A 24,771-nucleotide genomic window follows, 5' to 3' on the forward strand; every position below is an offset into this window, starting at 1 on the left:
ATTCACAAACTTTTGTAGGCCAGAAAAGGCATTCACGCCGCAGCCGGCATGAACAAAGCGTATGTTATCGCGATTAATCGCGGAAATTTTTGAACTGGAATGGCTGGCCGAGATCGCCACCACGCACCATCGCCATCACTGCCTGCAAATCGTCACGAGATTTACCAGTAACACGGATCTCATCACCCTGAATTTGCGCCTGCACTTTCAGTTTGCTGTCTTTGATCATCTTGACGATTTTCTTCTGGGTCGCGCTCTCAATGCCCTGCTTCAGTTTCGCTTCCACAAACCAGGTTTTACCGCTATGAACGATATTTTCCGGTACATCAAGCGAGCTGCCTTCAATGCCGCGTTTCAGCAATTTGGCACGCAGAATGTCCAGCAACTGATTGACCTGGAAATCGGACTCGCTCAACACTTTAATGGTTTTGCTGGCATCGTTCAGCTCAAACGACGCTTCAACGTTACGGAAGTCAAAACGAGACTCTACTTCGCGACTCGCGTTATCGACCGCGTTACGCGCTTCCTGAAGATCAACTTCAGAGACAATATCGAAAGATGGCATCTTTTTCTCTCCCTTCATTTTTGATGCGAAGCATAATACCTGCAAAGTTAAATAACAGACAGTCCTGCGCCAGGACGCATCCCTTAATTGTGCATGGTCACAACACCATGCACAATTAAGGGATAGCCTTATTGAACACCCGGTGTGGTTGCGGGTGAGGAGAAACAATGAAAATTACCGTATTGGGATGCGGTGCCTTAGGGCAATTATGGCTTACAGCACTTTGCAAACAGGGCCACGAAGTTCAGGGCTGGCTGCGGGTGCCACAACCGTACTGTAGCGTGAATCTGGTTGAAACAGACGGTTCGATATTTAACGAATCTCTGACCGCCAATGATCCAGATTTTCTGGCCACCAGCGATCTGTTACTGGTGACGTTGAAAGCCTGGCAGGTGTCTGATGCCGTCAAAAGTCTGGCATCAACACTACCTGTAACCACGCCAATTTTGCTGATCCACAACGGCATGGGCACCATTGAAGAGTTACAGAACATTGAGCAACCTTTACTGATGGGCACGACCACCCATGCAGCGCGCCGCGACGGCAACGTCATCATTCACGTGGCAAGCGGTATTACTCATACAGGCCCGGCGCGTCAACAGGATGGTGATTACAGCTATCTGGCAGATATTTTGCAAACCGTTTTACCTGACGTCGCCTGGCATAACAATATTCGCGCCGAGCTGTGGCGAAAACTGGCGGTTAACTGTGTGATTAATCCGCTGACTGCCATCTGGAATTGCCCGAATGGCGAATTACGTCATCATCCGCAAGAAATTATGCAGATATGCGAAGAAGTTGCGGCGGTGATTGAACGCGAAGGGCATCATACTTCTGCGGAAGATCTGCGTGATTATGTGATGCAGGTGATTGATGCTACGGCAGAAAACATCTCGTCGATGCTGCAGGATATTCGCGCGTTGCGCCATACAGAAATCGACTATATCAACGGTTTTCTGCTACGTCGTGCCCGCGCGCATGGGATTGCTGTACCGGAAAACACCCGCCTGTTTGAAATGGTAAAAAGAAAGGAGAGTGAATATGAGCGCATCGGCACTGGTTTGCCTCGCCCCTGGTAGTGAAGAGACTGAAGCGGTCACCACTATCGACCTGTTGGTTCGCGGTGGCATTAATGTCACTACTGCCAGCGTCGCCAGCGATGGCAACCTGGCAATTACCTGCTCGCGCGGCGTGAAGCTGCTGGCGGATGCGCCGCTGGTCGAAGTGGCCGATGGCGAATATGATGTGATTGTACTGCCTGGTGGGATCAAAGGTGCAGAGTGTTTTCGTGACAGCACCCTACTGGTCGAAACGGTTAAACAGTTCCACCGTTCCGGGCGTATCGTTGCGGCGATTTGTGCTGTGCCAGCCACGGTGTTGGTGCCGCACGACATCTTCCCGATTGGCAATATGACCGGTTTCCCGACGCTGAAAGATAAAATTCCCGCAGAACAATGGCAAGACAAGCGCGTCGTCTGGGACGCACGCGTAAAATTGCTGACCAGCCAGGGGCCAGGCACGGCTATTGATTTTGGTCTGAAAATTATCGACCTGCTGGTTGGGCGCGAGAAAGCCCATGAAGTCGCATCACAACTGGTGATGGCGGCAGGGATTTATAATTATTACGAGTAATGTCGATGCGGTAAGCGTCGCATCTGGCCAGATGCGACGTAAATACCAATAATTACGGGCGATACACTTTCACATTCTTAAAGCCCTGCTCGCGCAGATAGAGCGCCTGCAAGCGGCTCATCACCCCGCGCTCACACCACAACAGCCAGGTTTTGCTCTGGTCGAGATCGCCAAATTTAGTGCTCAATTTGTAGAACGGCAGGGAAACTACATCGATCCCTTCGACTTTCAGCGGTTTATCTTCCTGTTCATCGATAGAGCGAATATCGAGGATCACGTCATTCGGGCCGAAGCCATTGACGGTTTCCACTTCCACCACTTCCTGCTCGGTCTGCTGGGCGATTTCGCGAATATCAACGTTATTCGCTTCCTCAACCACTTTGTCGAGAATGCTGAAGTCGAACTTCTCTTCTTCCGCTTCAATCTTCGACTTAACCGCTTTCACCGTCGGGCTTTTGGAGATCACGCCGCAATATTCCGGCATCGTGCGGGCAAAGTCTTCAGTGCCAATCTGACGAGCAAGGTTAATGATGTGCTCTTTGTCGTAAGAGATCAGCGGACGCAGGATTAGCGTGTCAGAAACGTTATCAATCAGACGCAGGTTGGTCAGCGTCTGACTGGACACCTGGCCCAACGCCTCGCCGGTCACCAGCGCCTGTACGCCGTAACGCTCAGCCACTTTAGATGCGGCTCGCACCATCATACGTTTGAGAATGACGCCCATCTGACCGTCGTCGATTTTCTCAAGAATTTCACCGACTACCGGTTCGAAGTTAATGGCGACAACACGCACGCGGTGAGAGCTGCCAAAGCGATTCCACAGATAATGTGCCACCTGACGAACACCAATTTCGTGTGCCGCGCCGCCGAGGTTAAAGAAGCAGTAATGCACACGGCAACCGCGGCGCATCAGCATATAACTGGAAACGCCAGAGTCGAAACCACCAGAGATCAGCGACAGCACATCTTCCTGGGTGCCTATCGGGAAACCACCAATACCTTCGTAGCGGCCTTTGATCAGCAGCAGACGATCGTCTTCCACTTCCAGATGGACAGTCACATCCGGGTTAGTCAGCTTCACGCGAGCGGATTCAATATGTTGATTCAAGCCACCGCCGACGTAACGTTCCACATCAATCGAGCTAAAATCGTGCTTACCGCGACGCTTCACGCGTACACAGAAGGTCTTACCTTCCAGTTGGTCACGGTACTGAACCAACGCTTTCTCGAAAATATCGTGCATGTCGGTAAACGGCACGTCTTCGACTTCGAGAATATGGTGGATACCCGGAATGCGGGTCAAAGCGTCGCGAATTGCCAGACGCTGGTTTTCATCTTTCGCGCGAACTTCGATGTTATCCCAGTGACGGACAACTGCGAGCGTCTCATCATAGTGCTTTAAAACGTTACGAATATTCCCGGTAAGGATTTTTATAAAGCGCAAGCGCACAGATTGGCTCTTGATGGTGATTTCCGGGAACAATTTAATGATAAACTTCATGGCGGCAATGGTTCTTTGGCAAGTCTTAAGCGACTTGTTTGGGGAAAAATACAGCAGCCCACACCTGCGGCTGCATCCAGGCGTGGAAGTATACCACTAACATCGCTTTGCTGCGCATATCACCTTACCATTGCGCGTTATTTGCTATTTGCCCTGAGTCCGTTACCATGACGGGGCGTAAAATATTGAGAGTCAGACATTCATTATGCCGAAGAAAAATGAGGCGCCCGCCAGCTTTGAAAAGGCGCTAAGCGAGCTGGAACAGATTGTGACCCGTCTGGAAAGTGGCGACCTGCCGCTGGAAGAGGCACTGAATGAGTTCGAACGTGGCGTGCAGCTTGCACGTCAGGGGCAGGCCAAATTACAACAAGCCGAACAGCGCGTACAGATCCTGCTGTCTGACAACGAAGACGCCTCTCCAACACCTTTTACACCGGACAATGAGTAATGGACTTTCCGCAGCAACTCGAAGCCTGCGTTAAGCAGGCCAACCAGGCGCTGAGCCGTTTTATCGCCCCACTGCCCTTTCAGAACACTCCCGTGGTAGAAACCATGCAGTATGGCGCATTATTAGGTGGTAAGCGCCTGCGACCTTTCCTGGTTTATGCTACTGGTCAAATGCTCGGCGTAAGTCTGAATACTTTGGACGCACCAGCAGCAGCCGTAGAGTGTATCCACGCTTACTCATTAATTCATGATGATCTACCGGCAATGGATGATGACGATTTACGTCGTGGTTTACCCACCTGTCATGTGAAGTTTGGCGAAGCGAACGCCATCCTCGCCGGGGATGCTTTACAAACGTTAGCATTCTCGATTTTAAGCGATGCGGATATGCCAGAAGTTTCAGACCGTGACAGAATCGCGATGATTTCAGAACTGGCAAATGCCAGCGGTATTGCCGGAATGTGTGGCGGCCAGGCGTTAGATTTAGACGCGGAAGGCAAACACGTACCTCTGGACGCACTTGAACGTATTCATCGTCATAAAACAGGTGCGTTAATTCGTGCCGCCGTTCGTCTTGGTGCGTTAAGCGCCGGAGATAAAGGACGTCATGCCCTGCCAATACTCGACAAGTATGCAGAGAGCATCGGTCTTGCCTTCCAGGTTCAGGATGACATCCTGGATGTGGTGGGAGATACTGCAACGTTGGGTAAACGTCAGGGTGCCGACCAGCAGCTTGGCAAAAGTACTTACCCTGCACTTCTGGGACTTGAGCAAGCCCGGAAGAAAGCCAGAGATCTTATCGACGATGCTCGCCAGTCGCTGAAACAACTGGCTGAACAGTCGCTCGATACCTCGGCACTGGAAGCGCTAGCGGACTACATTATCCAGCGTAATAAATAAACAATAAGTATTAATAGGCCTCTGATGAGTTTTGATATTGCCAAATACCCGACCCTGGCACTGGTCGACTCCACCCAGGAGTTGCGACTGCTACCAAAAGAGAGTTTACCGAAACTCTGCGACGAACTGCGCCGTTATTTACTCGACAGCGTGAGCCGTTCCAGCGGACACTTCGCCTCTGGGCTGGGCACGGTCGAACTGACCGTGGCGCTGCACTATGTCTATAACACTCCATTTGACCAGTTAATCTGGGATGTGGGGCATCAGGCTTATCCGCATAAAATTTTAACCGGACGCCGCGACAAAATCGGTACTATCCGCCAGAAAGGCGGCCTACACCCGTTCCCGTGGCGCGGCGAAAGCGAATATGACGTGTTAAGCGTCGGGCATTCATCAACCTCCATCAGTGCCGGAATCGGTATTGCGGTGGCTGCCGAGAAAGAAGGTAAGGATCGCCACACCGTCTGCGTAATTGGCGACGGCGCGATTACCGCAGGCATGGCGTTTGAAGCGATGAACCATGCGGGCGATATTCGTCCTGATATGCTGGTGATCCTCAACGACAACGAAATGTCGATTTCCGAAAATGTCGGCGCGCTCAACAACCATCTGGCACAGCTACTTTCCGGTAAACTTTACTCATCACTGCGCGAAGGCGGTAAAAAAGTCTTCTCTGGCGTGCCGCCAATTAAAGAACTGCTCAAACGCACTGAAGAACATATTAAAGGCATGGTAGTGCCTGGCACGCTGTTTGAAGAGCTGGGCTTTAACTACATCGGCCCGGTTGACGGTCACGACGTGCTGGGGCTTATCACCACGCTAAAAAATATGCGCGACCTGAAAGGCCCGCAGTTCCTGCATATCATGACCAAAAAAGGTCGTGGTTATGAACCAGCAGAAAAAGACCCAATCACTTTCCACGCCGTGCCTAAATTTGACCCGTCCAGCGGTTGCCTGCCCAAAAGCAGCGGCGGTCTGCCGAGCTATTCAAAAATCTTTGGCGACTGGTTGTGCGAAACGGCAGCGAAAGACAACAAGCTGATGGCGATTACGCCGGCGATGCGTGAAGGTTCCGGCATGGTCGAGTTTTCACGGAAATTCCCGGATCGCTACTTTGACGTGGCAATCGCTGAGCAACACGCGGTGACTTTTGCCGCTGGTCTGGCGATTGGCGGGTACAAACCGATCGTGGCTATTTACTCCACCTTCCTGCAACGCGCCTACGATCAGGTGCTGCATGACGTCGCAATTCAAAAGCTACCGGTTCTGTTCGCCATCGACCGCGCGGGCATTGTTGGTGCTGATGGTCAAACCCACCAGGGGGCTTTTGATCTCTCCTTCCTGCGCTGCATCCCGGAAATGGTCATTATGACCCCAAGCGATGAAAACGAATGTCGCCAAATGCTTTACACCGGTTACCACTACAACGATGGCCCGTCAGCGGTGCGTTACCCGCGCGGCAATGCAGTTGGCGTGGAACTGACGCCGCTGGAAAAACTGCCGATTGGTAAAGGTATCGTGAAGCGTCGCGGTGAAAAACTGGCGATCCTCAACTTTGGTACTTTGATGCAGGAAGCGGTGAAAGTCGCTGAATCGCTAAATGCTACGCTGGTCGATATGCGTTTTGTGAAGCCGCTTGATGAAGCGTTAATTCTGGAGATGGCCGCCAGCCATGAGGCGCTGGTCACCGTTGAAGAGAACGCCATTATGGGCGGCGCAGGCAGCGGCGTGAACGAAGTATTGATGGCACATCGTAAACCGGTGCCAGTGCTGAATATTGGCCTACCGGACTTCTTTATTCCACAAGGAACGCAGGAAGAAATGCGCGCCGAGCTCGGCCTCGATGCCGCCGGAATGGAAGCCAAAATCAAAGCCTGGCTGGCATAATCCCTACTCCACTCCTGCTATGCTTAAAAGATTGTTCATAGACTCTAAATAATTCGAGTTGCAGGAAGGCGGCAAACGAGTGAAGCCCCAGGAGCTTACATAAGTAAGTGACTGGGGTGAACGACAAATCCGCATGGAGCGGATTTGAACGCTGTTTGCAGCGGCCCTGTTAAGGGTGAGGCCATGGATGGGCCGAATAACTTGCAGCCGCAGCACATGCAACTTGAAGTATGACGAGTATAACGGGAGTGGCAGCATGCAATACAACCTCTTAGGGAAAACCGACCTTCGCGTTTCCCGACTTTGCCTCGGCTGTATGACCTTTGGCGAGCCAGATCGCGGTAATCACGCATGGACGCTGCCGGAAGAAAGCAGTCGCCCAATAATCAAACGCGCCCTTGAGGGCGGCATTAACTTTTTTGATACCGCGAATAGCTATTCCGATGGCAGCAGCGAAGAGATCGTCGGTCGCGCATTGCGGGATTTCGCCCGTCGCGATGACGTGGTCGTCGCGACAAAAGTTTTCCATCGTGTCGGTGACTTACCAGAAGGATTATCCCGCACGCAAATTTTGCGCTCTATTGACGACAGCCTGCGTCGTCTCGGCATGGATTATGTCGATATCCTGCAAATTCATCGCTGGGATTACAACACGCCGATTGAAGAGACGCTTGAAGCCCTGAACGACGTCGTAAAAGCCGGAAAAGCGCGTTATATCGGCGCGTCATCAATGTACGCCTCCCAGTTTGCTCAGGCGTTGGAACTGCAAAAACAGCACGGCTGGGCGCAGTTTGTCAGTATGCAGGATCACTATAATCTGATTTATCGTGAAGAAGAGCGCGAGATGCTGCCGCTGTGTTATCAGGAAGGCGTGGCGGTTATTCCGTGGAGCCCGCTGGCACGGGGCCGTCTGACGCGTCCGTGGGGTGAAACCACTGCACGACTGGTTTCTGACGAAGTGGGAAAAAATCTCTATAAAGAAAGCGATGAGAATGACGCGCAAATAGCTGCCCGTTTAGCCGGTGTAAGTGAAGAACTGGGCGTTACGCGGGCACAAGTCGCACTGGCATGGCTATTGAGCAAACCCGGCATTGCCGCACCGATTATCGGAACTTCGCGGGAAGAACAGCTAGATGAGTTACTGAATGCGGTGGATATCACGTTGAAGCCGGAACAAATTGCCGAGCTGGAAACGCCATATAAACCACATCCGATAGTGGGATTTAAATAGGTATGCAGGTCTGATAAGACGCGGCAAGCGTCATATCAGACATCGCGCACAACCGCCGGATGCAGCGTGAACGCCTTACCCGGCCTGCTACAGAATACCCATCGGCCAGTGATGGCCGATAAAATAGAGTATTCCAGCGGAAATCACTCCGGCGACAATATCGTCGATCATGATCCCCATGCCACCATGCACATTGCGATCAAACCAGCGGATCGGCCACGGTTTCCACATATCCAGAATCCGGAAAATGACAAACCCGGCAGCGACCCACTGCCAGTCATTGGTCGGCAGCGCCATCAGGGTGATCCACATGCCGATAAACTCATCCCAGACGATACTGCCGTGATCGTGCACACCCATATCTTTCGCCGTCTGATGGCAAAGATAGACGCCGATGCAGATCCCCAGCATTACCACCAGTGAGTAGAGTTGCCAGGGCAAAAAAGTCATCAGATACCAGAAGGGGATCGCCGCCAGCGAGCCCATCGTACCTGGAACAATCGGGCTTAACCCACTCCCAAACCCCGTAGCCAACAAGTGCCACGGGTTACTCATCTTCAGGCGACTTTTCGCGACATCTTTATGGCGTGGCAAAATGGTCATATCCTTTCCAGTCAACCGTGACAGATTCGCCGTCACGCACAAAACAAAGCCCTTCGATATCGGCGGTCATTTGCCCGATACAAGTAAACGGTACGCCCAGGTGCCCCAGAGCAACATCCAGCGCGCCACGGTTAAGCTCCGGCACAGTAAAGCACAACTCATAATCTTCGCCACCAGAGAGCGCCCAACGCAGCGCCTGTTCCGGTTCAACATGACGTGAAAGTGCGTCAGAGAATGGCAACAATGTCAGATCAATTCGTGCGCCGCAGTCGCTGGCTTTCACGATATGCCCGAGATCGGAGATCAGACCGTCAGAGAGATCGATGGCTGAACTCGCCAGATCGCGCAGTGCCTGCCCCTGTAAAATACGCGGCGATGGGCGGAGATGACGTTTTATTAAATACTCCGCATCTTTAGCATCTGCAACCTGCAAACGGTTTTGCAAAATCGCCAGCCCGGCGGCGCTATCGCCCGGCGTACCGGTCACATAGATCCAGTCACCCGGTTTCGCACCTGAGCGCGTTAAAGCTCGTCCCATCGGGACAAAGCCGTGGATACCCAACGTCATTGATAGCGGTCCACGCGTGGTATCGCCGCCAATGAGCTGCATATCGTAATAATTGAGGAGCTCGAAAAGACTGTCGCTGAAGGATTCAAGCCACGCTTCGTCCACGTTCGGTAAAGTCAATGCCAGCGTCAGCCAGGCTGGATCGGCACCCATCGCCGCCAGATCGCTTAAGTTTACCGCCAGTGCTTTATACGCCAGATCAGCAGGATCGATGTCAGGGAGGAAATGGTTACCCGCCACCAGCGTATCAGTGCTGATTGCCAGGGTCTGTTTCTCGGGGATATTGAGAAGTGCACAATCGTCACCGATGCCAAGTTCGACATCAAGACGAGAGCTTCTTACTCGGTCAAAATAACGGGCAATCAGGGAGAACTCGCCACATGCCATACGTTACGCCTCAGCAGGTAAAAAAGAAAAGGCCGGCGAGTGCGGAACTGTTTTCCGTTACTCTACCGGCCTGGATATCACTTTTTGTTAGGGCGAATCACAGGTGCTGCTTTATCGAGTACACCGTTGACGAACTTATGGCTGTCTTCTGCGCCGAACGATTTCGCCAGCTTGATCGCTTCGTTAATAGCCACTTTGTACGGCACATCGCTACGTTTAGACAGCTCGTACAGTGCAATGCGCAGTACCGCTTTTTCTACCTGGCCCAGCTCTTCCAGCAGGCGAGACAGATATGGCTTCATCAGTCCGTCGAGGTATGCGGTGTTAGTCGCCACCCCGGCCAGCAGCTCACGGAAGTACAGGATGTCAACGTCTTTTACATCCTGTTCAGCCAGGAACTGGTATTCAACATCAGCGATGTCGTTCTGGGACAACTGCCAAGAGTAGAGCGCCTGGACGGCACACTCACGAGCGCGGCGACGAGCAGCAGGTTTCACGGATTTCCCCTTACTAATTTCAGGCCTTGATGGCTTTCAATACATTAATCATTTCAAGCGCGGTCAGTGCAGCTTCTGCACCTTTGTTACCAGCTTTGGTGCCAGCACGTTCGATCGCTTGTTCAATGCTTTCGGTGGTCAACACACCAAAAGCAACCGGAATTTCGCTGTCCTGGGCAACATGCGCCAGGCCGTTGCTTGCACCGCCAGCGACATATTCAAAGTGGGCAGTGCCACCACGAATAACGGTTCCCAACGCAATCACCGCGTCGTATTTACCGGTTTTTGCCAGTGCACCTGCCGCCAGCGGCAGCTCATAGGCACCAGGCACCCAAACAACGGTAATGTTTTCATCTTTTACCTGACCGATACGTTTCAGTGCGTCAATCGCACCTTCCAGCAGGCTGTCATTGATAAAGTTGTTGAAACGCGCAATGGTGATGGCGACGCGAGCGTCCGGGGTAGCAACGTTAGCTTCAATAATGTTCATTTTTTTCCTTCGGGTTCGAGTATGGCCCCGCAGGGGGCGGATTTTAGCATAATATTTCGTGCGCTGCTTCCCTTTCGAGCCGGGAGATCATGCGCCCACTAAATGCAGGCAAACATCCGGGCCTACATGACGTATCTCTTTGAATTTAAATTGGGGCGCGTCGGCTAATTTCTCAAGCCCCGGCAGCGTACATAATCCGCGGGCGTCACTGCCTAATAGTTTAGGTGCGATATAGACAATCAGTTCATCGACTAAACCCGCCTGTAGCAGTGCTCCTGCGAGCGTTGGCCCCGCTTCCACCCAGATGCTGTTAATTTGCTGTTTACCCAGTTGCATCATCAGCACAACCAGATCCAGATGACCTTTATGTTCTGGAATCAGCAAGGTGCGCACCGTTTCCGGCCATTCACGAGAATCATCCTGAGTGCGCGCGAACCAGGTTTCACCCGGCTGCTGCACAATGCGATGTTCCGGCGTTACGCGATTTTGGCTATCAATCACAATGCGTACCGGCTGGCGTAGATTTTGTTGCGGATAAAGCGCCTGAGTTTGTTCATCCAGTTCAGACCAACGCACCGTTAAAGCCGGATCGTCCGCCAGCACCGTGGCGCTGCTGGTTAAAATGGCATGACTTTGCGCACGCAAACGCTGAACATCGCGACGCGCCTGGGGTGAAGTGATCCACTGGCTTTCGCCGTTGGCCATCGCCGTGCGGCCATCAAGCGACGCGCCAAGTTTCAGTTGGATATAAGGAAAGCCAGTGCGCATCCGCTTAAGAAAGCCTTTATTCAACGGCTCGGCTTCGCTCATCATCAGGCCGTGGCTGACGTCAATCCCTGCTTGTTGCAGACGATAAAGTCCACGCCCTGCGACCTGCGGGTTAGGATCCTGCATTGCGGCAACCACACGCGCCACACCAGCAGCAATTAGCGCATCACAGCACGGTGGTGTACGACCATGATGGCTACAAGGTTCGAGTGTCACATACGCAGTTGCACCTTTGGCTTTTTCACCCGCCATGCGCAACGCGTGTACCTCGGCATGTGGTTCACCCGCACGGTGATGATAACCTTCACCGACAATTTCGCCATCTTTGACAATGACGCATCCGACATTCGGATTGGGATGCGTGGTGAAACGTCCTCGTTGCGCCAGCTTTAGCGCCCGCGCCATGTAATACTCATCCTGCACGGTTTAGTCCTCCAGGCGCGCGATCTCTTCGCCAAATTCTTTGATATCTTCGAAACTGCGATAGACAGAGGCAAAACGGATATAGGCGACTTTATCGAGTTTTTTCAATTGCTCCATCACCAGATTGCCAATCATCTTGCTCGGCACCTCGCGCTCACCGGTGGCGCGGAGCTGTGACTTTATATGGTTAATCGCCATTTCGACGTCATCGGAACTTACCGGACGTTTTTCCAGCGCCCGCAGCATTCCGCTACGCAATTTTTCTTCATTAAACGGTTCGCGCACGTCGTTGCTTTTAACAACGCGTGGCATAACCAGTTCCGCCACTTCAAACGTGGTGAAACGTTCATTACACACCAGACACTGCCGACGGCGGCGTACGGATGAACCCTCGCCCACGAGACGAGAGTCAATAACCTTAGTGTCCACGGCGAAACAGAATGGGCAATGCATACGGCATCCTGACCAGGTGGTTAACAGAAATCTATTTTACCCTGAACTGACGATACAACAAAGGCGCAACGCTTTTGAGACAAAGGATCGATGTTTTCGCTGCTTTTTCCCTCTACCATTAGGCTAATTGCGACAAGAAAGGGACAAGCATGAACACTCACGTTTTTCGACTGCTCTTGCTGGGAAGCCTGTTCAGCTTAAGCGCCTGTGTACAGCAAAGCGAAGTACGACAGATGAAACAAAGCGTCAGCACGCTGAATCAAGAGATGACGCAACTCAATAAAGAGACCGTCAAAATCACTCAGCAAAACAGGCTGAATGCACAATCCAGCAGTGGGGTTTACCTTCTGCCGGGAGCAAAGACACCAGCGCGTCTGGAAAGCCAGATCGGCACCTTACGTATGTCGCTGGTGAATATTACGCCAAATGCAGATGGCACTACGCTGACGCTGCGTATTCAGGGCGAATCCAATGATCCCTTACCCGCGTTCAGCGGAACCGTTGAATATGGGAAAATTCAGGGAACAATTGACAACTTTCAGGAGCTCAATGTGCAGAATCAATTGATTAACGCCCCTGCCAGTGTCCTCGCGCCCAGTGATGTTGATATTCCGTTACAGTTAAATGGCATTTCAGTGGATCAGTTAGGCTTTATACGCATCCACGACATTCAACCTGTTATGCAGTAAACGTTTCGCGGGGCATTTTGTGTGTCCCGCAACATCTTTCCCCATCATTTTGTTATTCCGCTTACATCACCCGGATTGATAGTAAAAGTTTGCAACAAAGGTGAAAGTCAGTACAATCCCCGCCCGAATGTGTGTAAACGTGAACGCAATCGATTACGTAAATGATAGAACTGTGAAACGAAACATATTTTTGTGAGCAATGATTTTTATAATAGGCTCCTCTGTATACGAAATATTTAGAAACTCAATTTGCGCCTTTTTCACTCCCGTAAGGGATTTTCAAACAGTGGCATACATATGAAAAAAACATTACTGGCAGCCGGTGCGGTACTGGCGCTCTCTTCGTCTTTTACTATCAACGCAGCTGAAAACGACAAACCGCAGTACCTTTCCGACTGGTGGCACCAGAGCGTTAACGTTGTCGGAAGCTATCACACCCGTTTCGGACCGCAGATCCGCAACGATACCTACCTGGAGTACGAAGCATTCGCTAAAAAAGACTGGTTCGACTTCTATGGTTACGCGGATGCGCCGGTATTCTTCGGCGGTAACTCCGATGCAAAAGGTATCTGGAACCACGGTTCTCCGCTGTTTATGGAAATCGAACCGCGTTTCTCCATCGACAAACTGACTAATACCGATCTCAGCTTCGGTCCGTTCAAAGAGTGGTACTTCGCGAACAACTACATCTACGACATGGGCCGTAACAAAGATGGTCGCCAGAGCACCTGGTATATGGGTCTGGGTACGGACATCGATACTGGCCTGCCGATGAGCCTGTCCCTGAACGTGTATGCGAAATACCAGTGGCAGAACTACGGCGCAGCGAACGAAAACGAGTGGGACGGCTACCGTTTTAAAGTGAAATACTTTGTGCCGATTACCGATCTGTGGGGCGGCCAGTTGAGCTACATCGGTTTCACCAACTTCGACTGGGGCTCCGATCTGGGTGATGACAGCGGTAACGCAATCAACGGTATTAAAACGCGTAGCAATAACTCTATCGCTTCCAGCCATATTCTGGCGCTGAACTATGATCACTGGCACTACTCTGTCGTCGCGCGTTATTGGCATGACGGTGGTCAGTGGAACGACGATGCAGAACTGAACTTCGGTAACGGCAACTTCAACGTTCGCTCTACCGGTTGGGGTGGTTACCTGGTAGTAGGTTACAACTTCTGATTATGAAAATGCCGGATCTTGTATCCGGCATTTTTTTATCACTTCTTCTTGTTCATCATCGCTTTTAAATCAGCGAACGGATTGTATTTCGCTTCGCCAACATCTTTCTGCGCATCTTCCCCTGCAATAACGCTCGTACCATACTGATCTGCCTCGGTATATTTCGAATGTTCATGATCGTGGCAATAAAGACACAGTAATTCCCAGTTACTACCATCTTCCGGGTTGTTGGTATGGTCGTGATCAATATGGTGCACAGTTAGCTCACGCAGGTTGGAATAGACAAACTCGCGGGAACAACGTCCACACACCCACGGATAGAGTTTCAGCGCCTTTTCACGATAACCGCTTTCTAACCGCGCATAGTTTTTGGGGATGACAGCCATAATAAATTACCTGGAAGAAATGTAGGGTTACGCGCAGTTTCCCAAGATGTAGGGATTTTCGCAATCCTGAGTAAATAAATTCTCACATTACCAGTGACGGCGAGGTTCCATCTGCTGATGAAGAATACGCGCAATGAGAATGTCATCTACTCTTATAACGTAATAAACAGTATGAAACCTAAATGCGATATTCTTTACCTCTGGAACCGCATCATAGTCTTGCCCTATCCCGGGCATTTTCTAGTTATTCGCCAACGCTTACTAAGGTAATTTTGCGCATAAGCGATCTCCACGTATTAACTATTAATACAAAGTATATGTCAGAACTATCTCTACAACCAAAGCTGTATCCAGTTCAATATGCAATAACCAAAAAAAACCGCAGCGCAAAAACGCCACGGTTTTTTTTTTACTGAACGGCTTTAAAACACCCTTACGGCAGAATTGACGGTTGATCCGCCCCTTCTTTTTCCACTTTCTGCTGCAGCATGTGCTCACGCTTCATGCCCAGTTTCAGAGCCAGTGCCGATGCTACGTAGATAGAAGATGCCGAACCGATGGAAACACCAATTAGCATGGTCAGCGAGAAGCCTTCCAGCACCGGGCCACCGAAGAGATACAGCATCAGGATAACCATCAAAGTAGTACCGGATGTGATCAAAGTACGGTGCAGCGTCTGGGTCAAGGACACGTTAAAGATTTCGTAAGGCGTACCGCGACGGATTTTGCGGAAGTTTTCACGAATACGGTCCGATACCACGATACTGTCGTTAAGTGAGTAACCGATGACCGACATCAACGATGCCACAATGGTCAGGTCAATCTCGATATGGAATAACGACAAAATACCCAGCGTAATGATAACGTCGTGTGCCAGCGCGATAACCACCCCTGCCGCCAGTCGCCACTCAAAGCGGAAACCCACGTAGACAAGGATAGACAGCAGCGCCGCCATCAACGCCATCGCACCGGTTTGCGCAAGGTCTGCCCCCACGCTCGGGCCGACGAACTCAATACGCTTCACCGCCGCGTTCTGGTTGGTAGATTTGTTAATAACTTTCAGAACCTGACTACCCAGCACCTGACCGCCTATTTCGCCTTCAGCAGGCGGCATACGGACCATGATGTCGTGGCTGCTACCGAAGTTTTGCAGCATCGGCTCTTCAAAGCCCGCTTTCTGCAATGCATCACGCATTACGTCAATTTCAGCCGGTTTTTCGAGCGTAATTTCGATAACCGTACCACCGGTAAAATCCAGCCCCCAGTTAAAGCCACGCACGCCCATAATGACGATAGCAGCAATTAACAGCAGACCAGAGATGCCGAAGGCCCAGTAGTCCCAGCGCATAAAGTCATAGACTTTACGACCGTGGTTTAGTTGTTCAACAGTATATTCCTGTGCCACATCGCACTCCTCAGATTGACAGCTTCTTGACGCGCTTGCCGCCATATAGCAGGTTTACGATGGCACGCGTACCGACAATCGCGGTAAACATCGACGTCGCCACACCGATACCGGTAGTAATCGCGAACCCTTTAATTGCCCCAGTACCAACCGCATACAGGATGATGACTTTAATCAGCGTGGTGATGTTCGCATCGAAGATAGAACTGAACGCGCCACGATAACCTTCGTCAATCGCCTGCTGAACGGTACGTCCGTTGCTCAACTCTTCTTTAATACGTTCGTTGATCAGTACGTTCGCATCGACCGCCACCGCAAGGGTTAAGACGATACCCGCAATACCCGGCATACTCAGCGTTGCACCTGGCAACAGCGACATAATGCCGACGATCAAGATCAGGTTGGCAATCAGTGCACTGGTCGCAATCAGACCAAACTTCTTATAGAAGAGGATCATGAACAGAATAGAAACCAGCAGACCGGCGAGACACGCTTCCAGCCCCTGCTCAATGTTCTGCATACCCAGAGTCGGGCCAATGGTACGTTCTTCAACAATCTGAATCGGCGCAATCAACGCACCGGCACGCAGCAGCAGCGACAACTGACGCGCTTCGTTCGGGTTGTTGATACCGGTGATACGGAAGCTGTTACCCAGACGAGACTGGATATTCGCGATGTTAATCACCTCTTCCTGTTTCACCAGAACCGCACGACCGTTAGCATCTTTCTTACCGCTGTCTTTGTACTCCACGAACAGGGTTGCCATCGGTTTACCGATGTTGTCCTTGGTGAAGTTAGACATGATGTTGCCACCAGCGCTGTCGAGCGAGATGTTAACCTGCGGCTGGTTGTATTCGTCCTGGCTGGAAGTGGAGTCGGTGATATGGTCACCGGTCAGGATCACGCGTTTGTACAGCACAACCGGCTGACCTTCGCGGGTCTGTTTCACTTCAGAGTCACCCGGTACGCGGCCAGATGCGGCAGCAGCCTGGTCAACGTTGGTGTTTACCAGACGGAATTCCAGCGTTGCAGTCGCCCCCAGAATCTCTTTCGCACGCGCAGTGTCCTGAATACCAGGCAATTCAACAACGATACGATCTGCACCCTGGCGTTGTACCACAGGCTCAGCAACACCAAGCTGGTTTACACGGTTACGCAGGATGTTGATATTCTGCTGCACCGCATATTCACGCGCTTCACTGAGACGCGCATCGCTCATCACCGCACGCAGTTGGTTGCTACCCTGGCTGCTAATGACCAGATCGGGATGGCGTTTGCTCAGATACGCAATGGCTTCATCACGCGCATTAGAGTCACGGAAGGTGATGCTCAGACCGTAATTATTTTCTTTACGAACAGTGGTATACGGGATGCCTTTTTCGCGCAAGTCGCTGCGCAGGCTGTCGATATTTTGTTCCTGGAGTTTGCCCAGCGCAGTGTCCATATCCACTTCCATCAGGAAGTGAACGCCACCACGCAGGTCAAGACCGAGCTTCATCGGCTCAGCGTGAATAGCTGCCAGCCAGCGCGGCGTTGCCGGGGCAAGGTTAAGCGCCACGACGTATTTGTCACCCATAACGCCCATTAATGCTTCGCGAGCGCGCAGTTGGGTGTCAGTGGAGTCGAAGCGCGCAAGAATAGCGCCCTCTTCCAGTGCCACAGACTTAGCAGTTATTTTTTCTTCTTGTAACGTTTTCTGGACCTGGATCAGCGTTTGCTCACTGGCGGCGACTCCGCGCGCGCCAGTGATCTGAACAGCCGGATCCTCACCAAACAGGTTGGGAAGCGCGTAGAGCAGACCGATGACAATCACCACGATCAGCATGACGTACTTCCACAAAGGATAACGGTTTAACACGGCAATTCCCTTAGGGAAAAATTTTAATTACAGCGCCTTCATGGTGCCTTTCGGCAGAACGGCGGCTACGAAGTCACGTTTAATAACTACTTCAGTGGTGTCATTCAGTGCGATAGCAATGTAGCCGTTTTCCGCTACTTTGGTTACGCGACCTACCAGGCCACCGTTCGTCAGCACTTCATCACCTTTGGCGATGGAGTCCATCAGCTTTTTGTGTTCTTTGGTGCGCTTCTGCTGTGGGCGCAGGATCATGAAATAGAAAATCAGACCGAATACCACCAGCATCAAAATCAAAGACATCGGGCTACCTTGTGCCGGAGCACCCGTTGCCGCTACCGCATCAGAAATAAAAAAGCTCATTAAATTTCCCTCATTATTAATATTAATCAACGTTCAAAGGTGGTACTTCTCGCCCCTGACGCTGGTAAAAATCAGCTACGAAGCTCTCTAATTTACCCTCTTCAATAGCCTTGCGTAAACCCGCCATCAAACGCTGGTAGTAACGAAGGTTATGAATGGTGTTGAGTCGCGCGCCTAATATTTCGTTGCAACGGTCGAGATGATGCAAGTAGGCACGTGAATAATTGCGACAGGTGTAGCAATCACACTCAGGATCGAGCGGCCCGGTGTCGCTCTTATACTTCGCGTTGCGAATTTTCACCACGCCATCGGTCACGAACAGATGACCGTTACGCGCATTACGTGTTGGCATTACGCAGTCAAACATATCGATACCGCGGCGCACGCCTTCAACCAGGTCTTCCGGTTTACCAACGCCCATCAGGTAACGCGGTTTGTCTGCTGGAATTTGCGGGCACACATGCTCCAGAATACGGTGCATATCTGCTTTCGGCTCACCCACAGCCAGACCGCCGACAGCGTAGCCATCAAAACCGATATCTACCAGACCTTTAACAGAGATATCACGTAAATCTTCGTAAACGCTGCCCTGAATGATGCCAAACAGCGCATTTTTGTTTCCGAGACTGTCAAAACGCTCACGGCTACGCTTCGCCCAACGCAGAGACATCTCCATGGAACGTTTTGCGTAATCCCAGTCAGCGGGATACGGCGTACACTCGTCAAAAATCATGACAATATCTGAACCAAGATCGTACTGAATCTCCATCGATTTTTCAGGATCGAGGAAAATCGGGTCGCCGTTGATAGGGTTACGGAAGTGCACGCCCTGTTCGGTGATTTTACGGATATCGCCAAGGCTGAAGACCTGGAAACCACCGGAATCGGTGAGGATTGGGCCTTTCCACTGCATAAAATCGTGCAGATCGCCATGCAGTTTCATGATTTCCTGGCCCGGGCGCAGCCACAGGTGGAAAGTATTGCCGAGGATAATTTGTGCGCCAGTGGCTTCAACTTCTTCCGGCGTCATCCCTTTTACGGTGCCGTAAGTGCCCACGGGCATAAAACAAGGCGTTTCCACTACGCCGCGATCAAAGACCAGGCGGCCACGGCGTGCGCGACCGTCGGTGGTGTCCAGTTCAAATTTCATTTTTTCTCCACTACGTCAGAAAAACAGTCCAACGTTTAAACCAGCGCCGCGGAATTACTCCCCGACGCGCTCATTAATTGCCTGCGGATTGTACGTGATAAACATCGCATCACCGTAACTAAAAAAGCGATATTTCTCTTCAACCGCCGCTTTATAGGCGTTCATGGTGTGTTGATAACCGGCAAATGCCGAAACCAGCATAATCAGCGTCGACTCCGGCAAATGGAAGTTAGTCACCAGCGCATCGACCACTTTGTACTGAAAGCCCGGATAGATAAAGATTTGGGTATCGTCAAAGAACGGTTCGATGAGAGCGTTTTTCGCCGCCTGGGCCGCGCTTTCCAGCGAGCGCACAGAGGTGGTGCCAACCGCAATTACCCGATTTCCGCGCGCTTTCGCTGCCAGCACCGCGTCTACCACATCCTGCGGCACTTCGGCGTACTCCGAGTGCATGATGTGATCTTCAATCGTGTCGACGCGTACCGGCTGGAAGGTGCCCGCGCCAACGTGCAGAGTCACGAACGCCATCTCAACGCCTTTAGCGCGTAATTTTTCCAACAGCGGTTCGTCGAAATGCAGTCCGGCGGTCGGGGCCGCAACTGCGCCCGGTTTTTCGCTATATACCGTCTGATAAAGTTCACGGTCTGCATCTTCATCCGGACGGTCGATGTACGGCGGCAGCGGCATATGACCGATGCTGTTGAGAATATCCAGCACCGAACGTTGATCATTAAATTCGACTTCAAACAGCGCGCCGTGGCGGGCAGTCATCGTTGCTTTAATGCTTTCGTCATCACCCAGCAGCAGTTCAGCGCCCGGCTTTGGTGCTTTTGAGGCACGAATATGCGCGAGAATACGTTTGTCATCGAGCATCCGCTCAACCAGCACTTCAATCTTGCCGCCGCTGGCTTTACGACCAAACAGGCGCGCCGGGATCACCCGGGTATTATTAAAAACCAGAAGATCGCCAGGGTTGAGCTTATCGAGTAAATCGGTGAAAGTACCGTGCGTCAGCGCGCCCGTCGGCCCGTCCAGCGACAGTAAACGACAGCTACTGCGTTCAGGCATGGGATAGTGGGCAATCAGGGATTCGGGCAATTCAAAAGAGAAATCGGTAACGCGCATGACACTGACTCAGACTAAAATAAGAGGCGGGTAGTCTAGTGCCGGGGCGTCCTCCCTGCAACCTTTACCCTCCTTGATGGATGACATAATCTATACACAAAATCATTCAAGATGCATCGAGATGGCAACTGAATGAGTCCCCAGGAGCTTACATTAAGTAAGTGACTGGGGTGAGTGACAAATCTGTCCGAAACAGATTTGAACACCGTGTAACGGTGGCCCGTAAGGGCGAGGCTCATGGATGAGCCGAGTAACTAGCAGCCAACGAAGAGGCAGTTTGAAGGATGAAGTGTATATGAATTTTTTAGCTCACCTGCATTTAGCCCATCTCGCTGAAAGCTCGCTTTCTGGCAACTTACTGGCTGATTTTGTTCGTGGAAACCCTGAAGAAAGTTTTCCACCCGACGTCGTGGCTGGCATTCATATGCATCGGCGTATCGACGTTTTGACCGACAATCTGCCGGAAGTCCGCGAAGCGCGTGAGTGGTTTCGTCGTGAAACCCGCCGGGTTGCGCCTATCACGCTGGATGTCATGTGGGATCACTTTCTTTCCCGCCACTGGTCGCAGCTATCGCCCGATTTTCCGTTAGAGGAATTTGTCTGTTATGCCCGCGAGCAAGTAATCACTATTCTGCCGGATTCACCACCACGCTTTATCAATTTGAACAATTACTTATGGTCAGAGCAGTGGCTGGTGCGTTATCGCGATATGGATTTCATCCAGAGTGTGTTAAACGGCATGGCAAGCCGTCGCCCACGCCTGGATGCCCTGCGTGACTCCTGGTACGATTTAGACACCCATTACGACGCGCTCGAAAGCCGCTTCTGGCAGTTTTATCCGCGGATGATGGCGCAGGCTTCACGCAAAGCGTTGTAAGGCGTTAATTCATCCACACTGTGGCCGATATCGCTGGCAATGTCAGAATCCCGTCCGCCAGTTGCCCGTGCCCTTCTTTGCGTTGCCACGCTGTAACATTGAGCAACGGTGACGCGGGCAGCACCACTTCACACGCTTCGCCACGGTTAATCGCCACCAGCACACGCTGCTGATTTAGCAAGCGCACAAACACCACCACATTATCTTCCGCGTACAGCACCTGACAGCCACCGCGACGCAGTGCCAGGCTCTTCTTACGCAGCACAATCATTCGCTGGTACAACGAGAATAGCTCCGCATCTTGTTTTTCCACCTGCCACGGAAATGGCTTACGGCAAAACGGATCATTGTTACCATCCAACCCCACTTCATCACCGTAATAAATACAAGGCACGCCTGGCCAGGTAAACAACCAGACAACGGCCAACGGCAGACGCTCGACGTCTCGTCCAAGCAGCGTTTTAAATCGCGCAGTATCGTGGCTGTCGAGCTGATTAAACATACGCAATTGCTGTTGATGAGAAAGCCCGGCGCGATAATTATCCATCCAGGTCATACAGGTTTGGGCGTCAATCTGCTGGGGATCGTAAGAGATATCGGTGTTGGCCAGAAATCCCCACAACGGGAATGTAAAGCCACGGTAGTTCATAGCGGCATCTTCCACATCTGCCTGCAACCACTGCCGCGCATCACCAAAATATTCACCCACAATGTACGCTTCCGGCTGGGTTTCTTTCGCAGCCCTGGTGATCCCGGCGACATGCAGCAAATTATTGCGCGCACCACCCGCTTCTCCCAGCATATGCATCACATCCAACCGCCAGCCGTCCATATTCCACGGCGCTTTCAGCCAGTGACGGACAATGCTGTCTTCACCACGATAAATTTCATTCACCAGACTTTCCGACTGATAGTCCAGTTTCGGCAAACTGGCATAGCCCAGCCAGTCGAGCGCCGTGCCATCATCACTAAATGAATACCAGTCACGCCAGGGCGATTCGGGGTTGTGACAAGCGCCGCCCGTTCCACGATTGTGCCGGTCAAACCAGGCATGAGAGTCACCACTGTGGTTAAACACACCGTCCAGTACCAGCCGCATTCCCTGTTGCTGCGTATTGTGCCTCAAACGCAGCAACGCCCCGTCGCCGCCAAACTGCGGATCGACGTGGCGATAATCTTCGGTATCGTACTTATGCACGCTGGGAGCTTTGAATACCGGATTGAGATACAGCGCTGTCACGCCGAGTTTTTTCAGGTACGGCAGTTTTTCGCTTATCCCGTCCAGATCACCGCCATAGAACGTTGATCCGCCCGCTTGTGCCGTGACGGGTTCGTCCCAGCCACGCAGTATGATCTCCCGTCCGGCTGCGTGATGATAATAGACATGATCCTGCGTTGCTTCACGTGACTGACTTCGGGCAAAACGATCCGGGAAGATCTGATAAAAGATTTGATCCGCTGCCCATTGTGGCCCGATATCCGGCACATCGACGGCAAACTGCTCCAACCGTGCTGGCGGTATTTGGCTAAAACCTTGCGGCGTAAACCATCGCTGGCGATCGTGCCACAGCAATTTGAAACTGTAGCGCCGCCGTGGCTGCCCGGTGGAGAGAGAGAGCGCAGCCCGCCATGCTGTTACGCCTGGATGCGGCTGACTGCGCTGTTTATGCATCGGCACTGATGTTTCTTCGTTATCGTTTTCCATGCGCAGCATAATGCGCTGTGGCGGCTCTTCGCCTGTCAACCACAGTGTAATAAGCAGTTGATCTTTACTTTGCTTAACAAACGGGGACACCGGCAGGTGCCATGCATTCAACATCATAAATCCCCTGTGATTAAAATATGATCACCTTGCCACAGCCTGATTCAGGATCAATCATCATCTGAAGGATATTTGGGGGGAGGAGGACGGGGGCGGATAACTTTCGGAATAGCCGGATCAGGATGTGTCCTGATCCGGCTGACAAAAGCGGGAATTAGTGGTTTTCAGCCAACTGGCGGTCGTGGCGGCGTTTAAACATCCAGCCAATCAACAGCACAACAATCCACGCGAAACCAACGTACAGAGAGATGCGCGTTTCAGGGTGATAACCAATCAGTCCGATGATAAAGATCAGGAAAATCAGCCCCGCGATAGTCGTTGCCACCCCACCTGGGACTTTAAATTTCAGCGCCTTAACTTCTTCTGGCGGTAGACGGCGACGGAAGGCTATCTGCGACAGTAGGATCATAATCCACACCCACACGGTAGCGAAGGTCGCCAGCGAAGCGATCACCAGGAAGACGTTTTCCGGCATGATGTAGTTCAGATACACCGCAAACAGCAGCGCGGTGGTCATTACCAGCACTGTGACCCACGGAATACCACGACGCGACGTTTTGCTGAAGATTTTCGGCGCACTACCCTGCTCTGCCATGCCGTGCAGCATACGGCCTACGCCAAACACGTCGCTGTTAATTGCCGACAGCGAGGCAGTCAGCACAACGAAGTTAAGAATGCTGGCGGCAAAAGTAATGCCCATATGCTGGAACGTCAGCACAAACGGGCTACCGGCAGTGCCGACCTGATTCCACGGATAGATAGACATAATGACGAACAGCGTACCGACATAGAACACCAGAATACGCATCGGCACTGAGTTGATCGCACGCGGAATAGATTTCTCAGGATCTTTTGCTTCACCGGCGGTGATCCCGATAATTTCGATCCCACCGTAGGCAAACATCACCATTTGCAACGACATCACCATGCCTAGCCAGCCGTTACTGAAGAAGCCGCCGTTGCTCCACAGGTTATGGATACCTGTCGGTTGCCCGCCGTTGCCAATCCCCCAGATGATAATGCCGAAACCAGCAACGATCATAATGATAATGGTGGCGACTTTAAAGAACGAGAACCAGAACTCCAGCTCGCCAAACACTTTCACGCTCATCAGGTTGATGGCACAGATAATCAGCACTACGCTCAGCACCCAAATCCAGTGCGGCACCGTCGGAAACCAGACGCCCATATAGATACCGAAAGCGGTCACATCAGCGATGGCGACAATAAGGATTTCAAAGCAGTAGGTCCAGCCGGTAATGTAACCTGCCAGTGGGCCAAGGTTTTCCTGCGCATAACGCGAGAAAGAGCTGGCAGCAGGGTTATGTACCGACATTTCCCCCAGCGCACGCATAATGATATACGCCGCGGCACCACCGATAATATAGGCCAACAACACGCTCGGACCGGCCATTTTGATGGCGTCTGCCGAACCGTAAAACAACCCGGTGCCAATTGCTGAACCCAGTGCCATAAAGCGTATGTGTCGGGTACTTAGCCCACGCTTTAGCTTGTTCTTACTTTCCATCAATTCCTAACCCATCAACACAATAAAAAACCACGGG

The 24,771-nt window shown here is 51.8% G+C and carries 25 protein-coding genes and 1 pseudogene; 9 read left to right on the plus strand and 17 right to left on the minus strand.

Annotation, left to right across the window (positions count from 1 at the left end):
* Positions 1-73: 73 nt before the first annotated feature.
* Entirely contained in the window at positions 74-565 is a 492-nt protein-coding gene (gene yajQ, locus C1192_RS10535) for a nucleotide binding protein YajQ (RefSeq protein ID WP_001138904.1), read from the minus strand.
* A 167-nt stretch (positions 566-732) separates the two neighbouring features.
* Here yajQ and panE point away from each other — a divergent pair, with 167 nt between their 5' ends.
* Together panE and yajL are read left to right on the plus strand one after the other, a co-directional pair.
* Positions 733-1,644, plus strand: coding sequence for a 2-dehydropantoate 2-reductase (gene panE / locus C1192_RS10540; protein ID WP_038354470.1), 912 nt, complete (start codon positions 733-735; stop codon positions 1,642-1,644).
* On the plus strand, positions 1,607-2,197 hold the full coding sequence (gene yajL, locus C1192_RS10545) for a protein deglycase YajL (protein WP_001276331.1): 591 nt from the start codon (positions 1,607-1,609) through the stop codon (positions 2,195-2,197). Before panE ends, yajL begins: the two co-directional genes overlap by 38 nt.
* Positions 2,198-2,249: 52 nt before the next feature.
* Here the strand turns inward: yajL and thiI are convergent, their stop codons facing one another.
* Complete coding sequence (thiI, locus tag C1192_RS10550) at positions 2,250-3,698, minus strand: tRNA uracil 4-sulfurtransferase ThiI (protein WP_038354471.1); 1,449 nt, start codon at positions 3,696-3,698, stop codon at positions 2,250-2,252.
* A 205-nt stretch (positions 3,699-3,903) separates the two neighbouring features.
* Here thiI and xseB point away from each other — a divergent pair, with 205 nt between their 5' ends.
* The 4 genes from xseB (at position 3,904) to yajO (ending at position 8,163) form a co-directional block, all read left to right on the plus strand.
* Positions 3,904-4,146 carry an exodeoxyribonuclease VII small subunit gene (xseB, locus tag C1192_RS10555; protein WP_001124936.1) on the plus strand — a complete coding sequence of 81 codons (243 nt, stop codon included), beginning with the start codon at positions 3,904-3,906 and terminating at the stop codon, positions 4,144-4,146.
* Positions 4,146-5,045: a (2E,6E)-farnesyl diphosphate synthase gene (ispA, locus tag C1192_RS10560; protein ID WP_000347244.1), complete on the plus strand. Its 900-nt coding sequence runs from the start codon at positions 4,146-4,148 to the stop codon at positions 5,043-5,045. Before xseB ends, ispA begins: the two co-directional genes overlap by 1 nt.
* 24 nt (positions 5,046-5,069) lie before the next feature.
* Positions 5,070-6,932, plus strand: a complete 1,863-nt coding sequence (gene dxs / locus C1192_RS10565) for a 1-deoxy-D-xylulose-5-phosphate synthase (RefSeq protein WP_038354472.1) — start codon at positions 5,070-5,072, stop codon at positions 6,930-6,932.
* 256 nt (positions 6,933-7,188) lie between these two features.
* Positions 7,189-8,163, plus strand: coding sequence for a 1-deoxyxylulose-5-phosphate synthase YajO (gene yajO / locus C1192_RS10570; RefSeq protein ID WP_001199769.1), 975 nt, complete (start codon positions 7,189-7,191; stop codon positions 8,161-8,163).
* Positions 8,164-8,250: 87 nt separating this feature from the next.
* On the opposite strand, the gene pgpA is transcribed toward yajO, so the two are convergent.
* The 6 genes from pgpA to nrdR all read right to left on the minus strand — a co-directional run bounded on the left by pgpA (position 8,251) and on the right by nrdR (position 12,352).
* Positions 8,251-8,766, minus strand: a complete 516-nt coding sequence (gene pgpA / locus C1192_RS10575) for a phosphatidylglycerophosphatase A (protein ID WP_001515886.1) — start codon at positions 8,764-8,766, stop codon at positions 8,251-8,253.
* Complete coding sequence (gene thiL, locus C1192_RS10580; RefSeq protein ID WP_038354473.1) at positions 8,744-9,721, minus strand: thiamine-phosphate kinase; 978 nt, start codon at positions 9,719-9,721, stop codon at positions 8,744-8,746. Before thiL ends, pgpA begins: the two co-directional genes overlap by 23 nt.
* Before the next feature lie 77 nt (positions 9,722-9,798).
* On the minus strand, positions 9,799-10,218 hold the full coding sequence (gene nusB, locus C1192_RS10585) for a transcription antitermination factor NusB (protein WP_038354474.1): 420 nt from the start codon (positions 10,216-10,218) through the stop codon (positions 9,799-9,801).
* 19 nt (positions 10,219-10,237) lie between these two features.
* A complete protein-coding gene (gene ribH / locus C1192_RS10590) occupies positions 10,238-10,708 on the minus strand; it encodes a 6,7-dimethyl-8-ribityllumazine synthase (RefSeq protein WP_001021161.1) in 471 nt (156 codons plus the stop codon).
* 87 nt (positions 10,709-10,795) lie between these two features.
* The gene (gene ribD / locus C1192_RS10595; RefSeq protein ID WP_001150410.1) at positions 10,796-11,899 is read right to left on the minus strand and encodes a bifunctional diaminohydroxyphosphoribosylaminopyrimidine deaminase/5-amino-6-(5-phosphoribosylamino)uracil reductase RibD; all 1,104 of its coding nucleotides are present in this window, start codon (positions 11,897-11,899) and stop codon (positions 10,796-10,798) included.
* A 3-nt stretch (positions 11,900-11,902) separates the two neighbouring features.
* Entirely contained in the window at positions 11,903-12,352 is a 450-nt protein-coding gene (gene nrdR / locus C1192_RS10600; protein ID WP_000543535.1) for a transcriptional regulator NrdR, read from the minus strand.
* Positions 12,353-12,501: 149 nt separating this feature from the next.
* Between nrdR and C1192_RS10605 the strand changes: the two genes are divergently transcribed.
* Together C1192_RS10605 and tsx are read left to right on the plus strand one after the other, a co-directional pair.
* Positions 12,502-13,041 (plus strand): SadB/YajI family lipoprotein, encoded by a 540-nt coding sequence (locus tag C1192_RS10605; protein ID WP_038354475.1) that lies wholly within the window; start codon positions 12,502-12,504, stop codon positions 13,039-13,041.
* Between the two features lie 297 nt (positions 13,042-13,338).
* Positions 13,339-14,223 (plus strand): nucleoside-specific channel-forming protein Tsx, encoded by an 885-nt coding sequence (tsx, locus tag C1192_RS10610; protein ID WP_038354476.1) that lies wholly within the window; start codon positions 13,339-13,341, stop codon positions 14,221-14,223.
* Positions 14,224-14,261: 38 nt separating this feature from the next.
* On the opposite strand, the gene yajD is transcribed toward tsx, so the two are convergent.
* The 7 genes and pseudogenes from yajD to queA form a co-directional block, all read right to left on the minus strand.
* Positions 14,262-14,609 (minus strand): HNH nuclease YajD, encoded by a 348-nt coding sequence (gene yajD / locus C1192_RS10615; RefSeq protein ID WP_000268400.1) that lies wholly within the window; start codon positions 14,607-14,609, stop codon positions 14,262-14,264.
* A gap of 87 nt (positions 14,610-14,696) precedes the next feature.
* A pseudogene (locus C1192_RS10620) lies at positions 14,697-14,849 on the minus strand (type II toxin-antitoxin system RelE/ParE family toxin); the annotation flags it as partial.
* Between the two features lie 193 nt (positions 14,850-15,042).
* On the minus strand, positions 15,043-16,014 hold the full coding sequence (gene secF, locus C1192_RS10625) for a protein translocase subunit SecF (RefSeq protein ID WP_038354477.1): 972 nt from the start codon (positions 16,012-16,014) through the stop codon (positions 15,043-15,045).
* A 10-nt stretch (positions 16,015-16,024) separates the two neighbouring features.
* The gene (gene secD / locus C1192_RS10630; protein WP_032141503.1) at positions 16,025-17,872 is read right to left on the minus strand and encodes a protein translocase subunit SecD; all 1,848 of its coding nucleotides are present in this window, start codon (positions 17,870-17,872) and stop codon (positions 16,025-16,027) included.
* Positions 17,873-17,899: 27 nt separating this feature from the next.
* Positions 17,900-18,232 (minus strand): preprotein translocase subunit YajC, encoded by a 333-nt coding sequence (gene yajC, locus C1192_RS10635; protein WP_000007629.1) that lies wholly within the window; start codon positions 18,230-18,232, stop codon positions 17,900-17,902.
* Positions 18,233-18,254: 22 nt separating this feature from the next.
* On the minus strand, positions 18,255-19,382 hold the full coding sequence (tgt, locus tag C1192_RS10640) for a tRNA guanosine(34) transglycosylase Tgt (protein WP_000667317.1): 1,128 nt from the start codon (positions 19,380-19,382) through the stop codon (positions 18,255-18,257).
* A 54-nt stretch (positions 19,383-19,436) separates the two neighbouring features.
* Positions 19,437-20,507, minus strand: a complete 1,071-nt coding sequence (gene queA, locus C1192_RS10645) for a tRNA preQ1(34) S-adenosylmethionine ribosyltransferase-isomerase QueA (RefSeq protein WP_001266487.1) — start codon at positions 20,505-20,507, stop codon at positions 19,437-19,439.
* A gap of 295 nt (positions 20,508-20,802) precedes the next feature.
* Between queA and acpH the strand changes: the two genes are divergently transcribed.
* Complete coding sequence (gene acpH, locus C1192_RS10650; protein ID WP_001009874.1) at positions 20,803-21,384, plus strand: ACP phosphodiesterase; 582 nt, start codon at positions 20,803-20,805, stop codon at positions 21,382-21,384.
* A 4-nt stretch (positions 21,385-21,388) separates the two neighbouring features.
* On the opposite strand, the gene malZ is transcribed toward acpH, so the two are convergent.
* Both malZ and proY read right to left on the minus strand, forming a co-directional pair.
* Entirely contained in the window at positions 21,389-23,206 is a 1,818-nt protein-coding gene (gene malZ / locus C1192_RS10655; RefSeq protein WP_052462989.1) for a maltodextrin glucosidase, read from the minus strand.
* A 154-nt stretch (positions 23,207-23,360) separates the two neighbouring features.
* The gene (proY, locus tag C1192_RS10660) at positions 23,361-24,734 is read right to left on the minus strand and encodes a proline-specific permease ProY (RefSeq protein ID WP_001515878.1); all 1,374 of its coding nucleotides are present in this window, start codon (positions 24,732-24,734) and stop codon (positions 23,361-23,363) included.
* Between the last annotated feature and the right edge of the window lie 37 nt (positions 24,735-24,771).

Source organism: Escherichia marmotae (assembly GCF_002900365.1).
GTDB lineage: Bacteria > Pseudomonadota > Gammaproteobacteria > Enterobacterales > Enterobacteriaceae > Escherichia > Escherichia marmotae.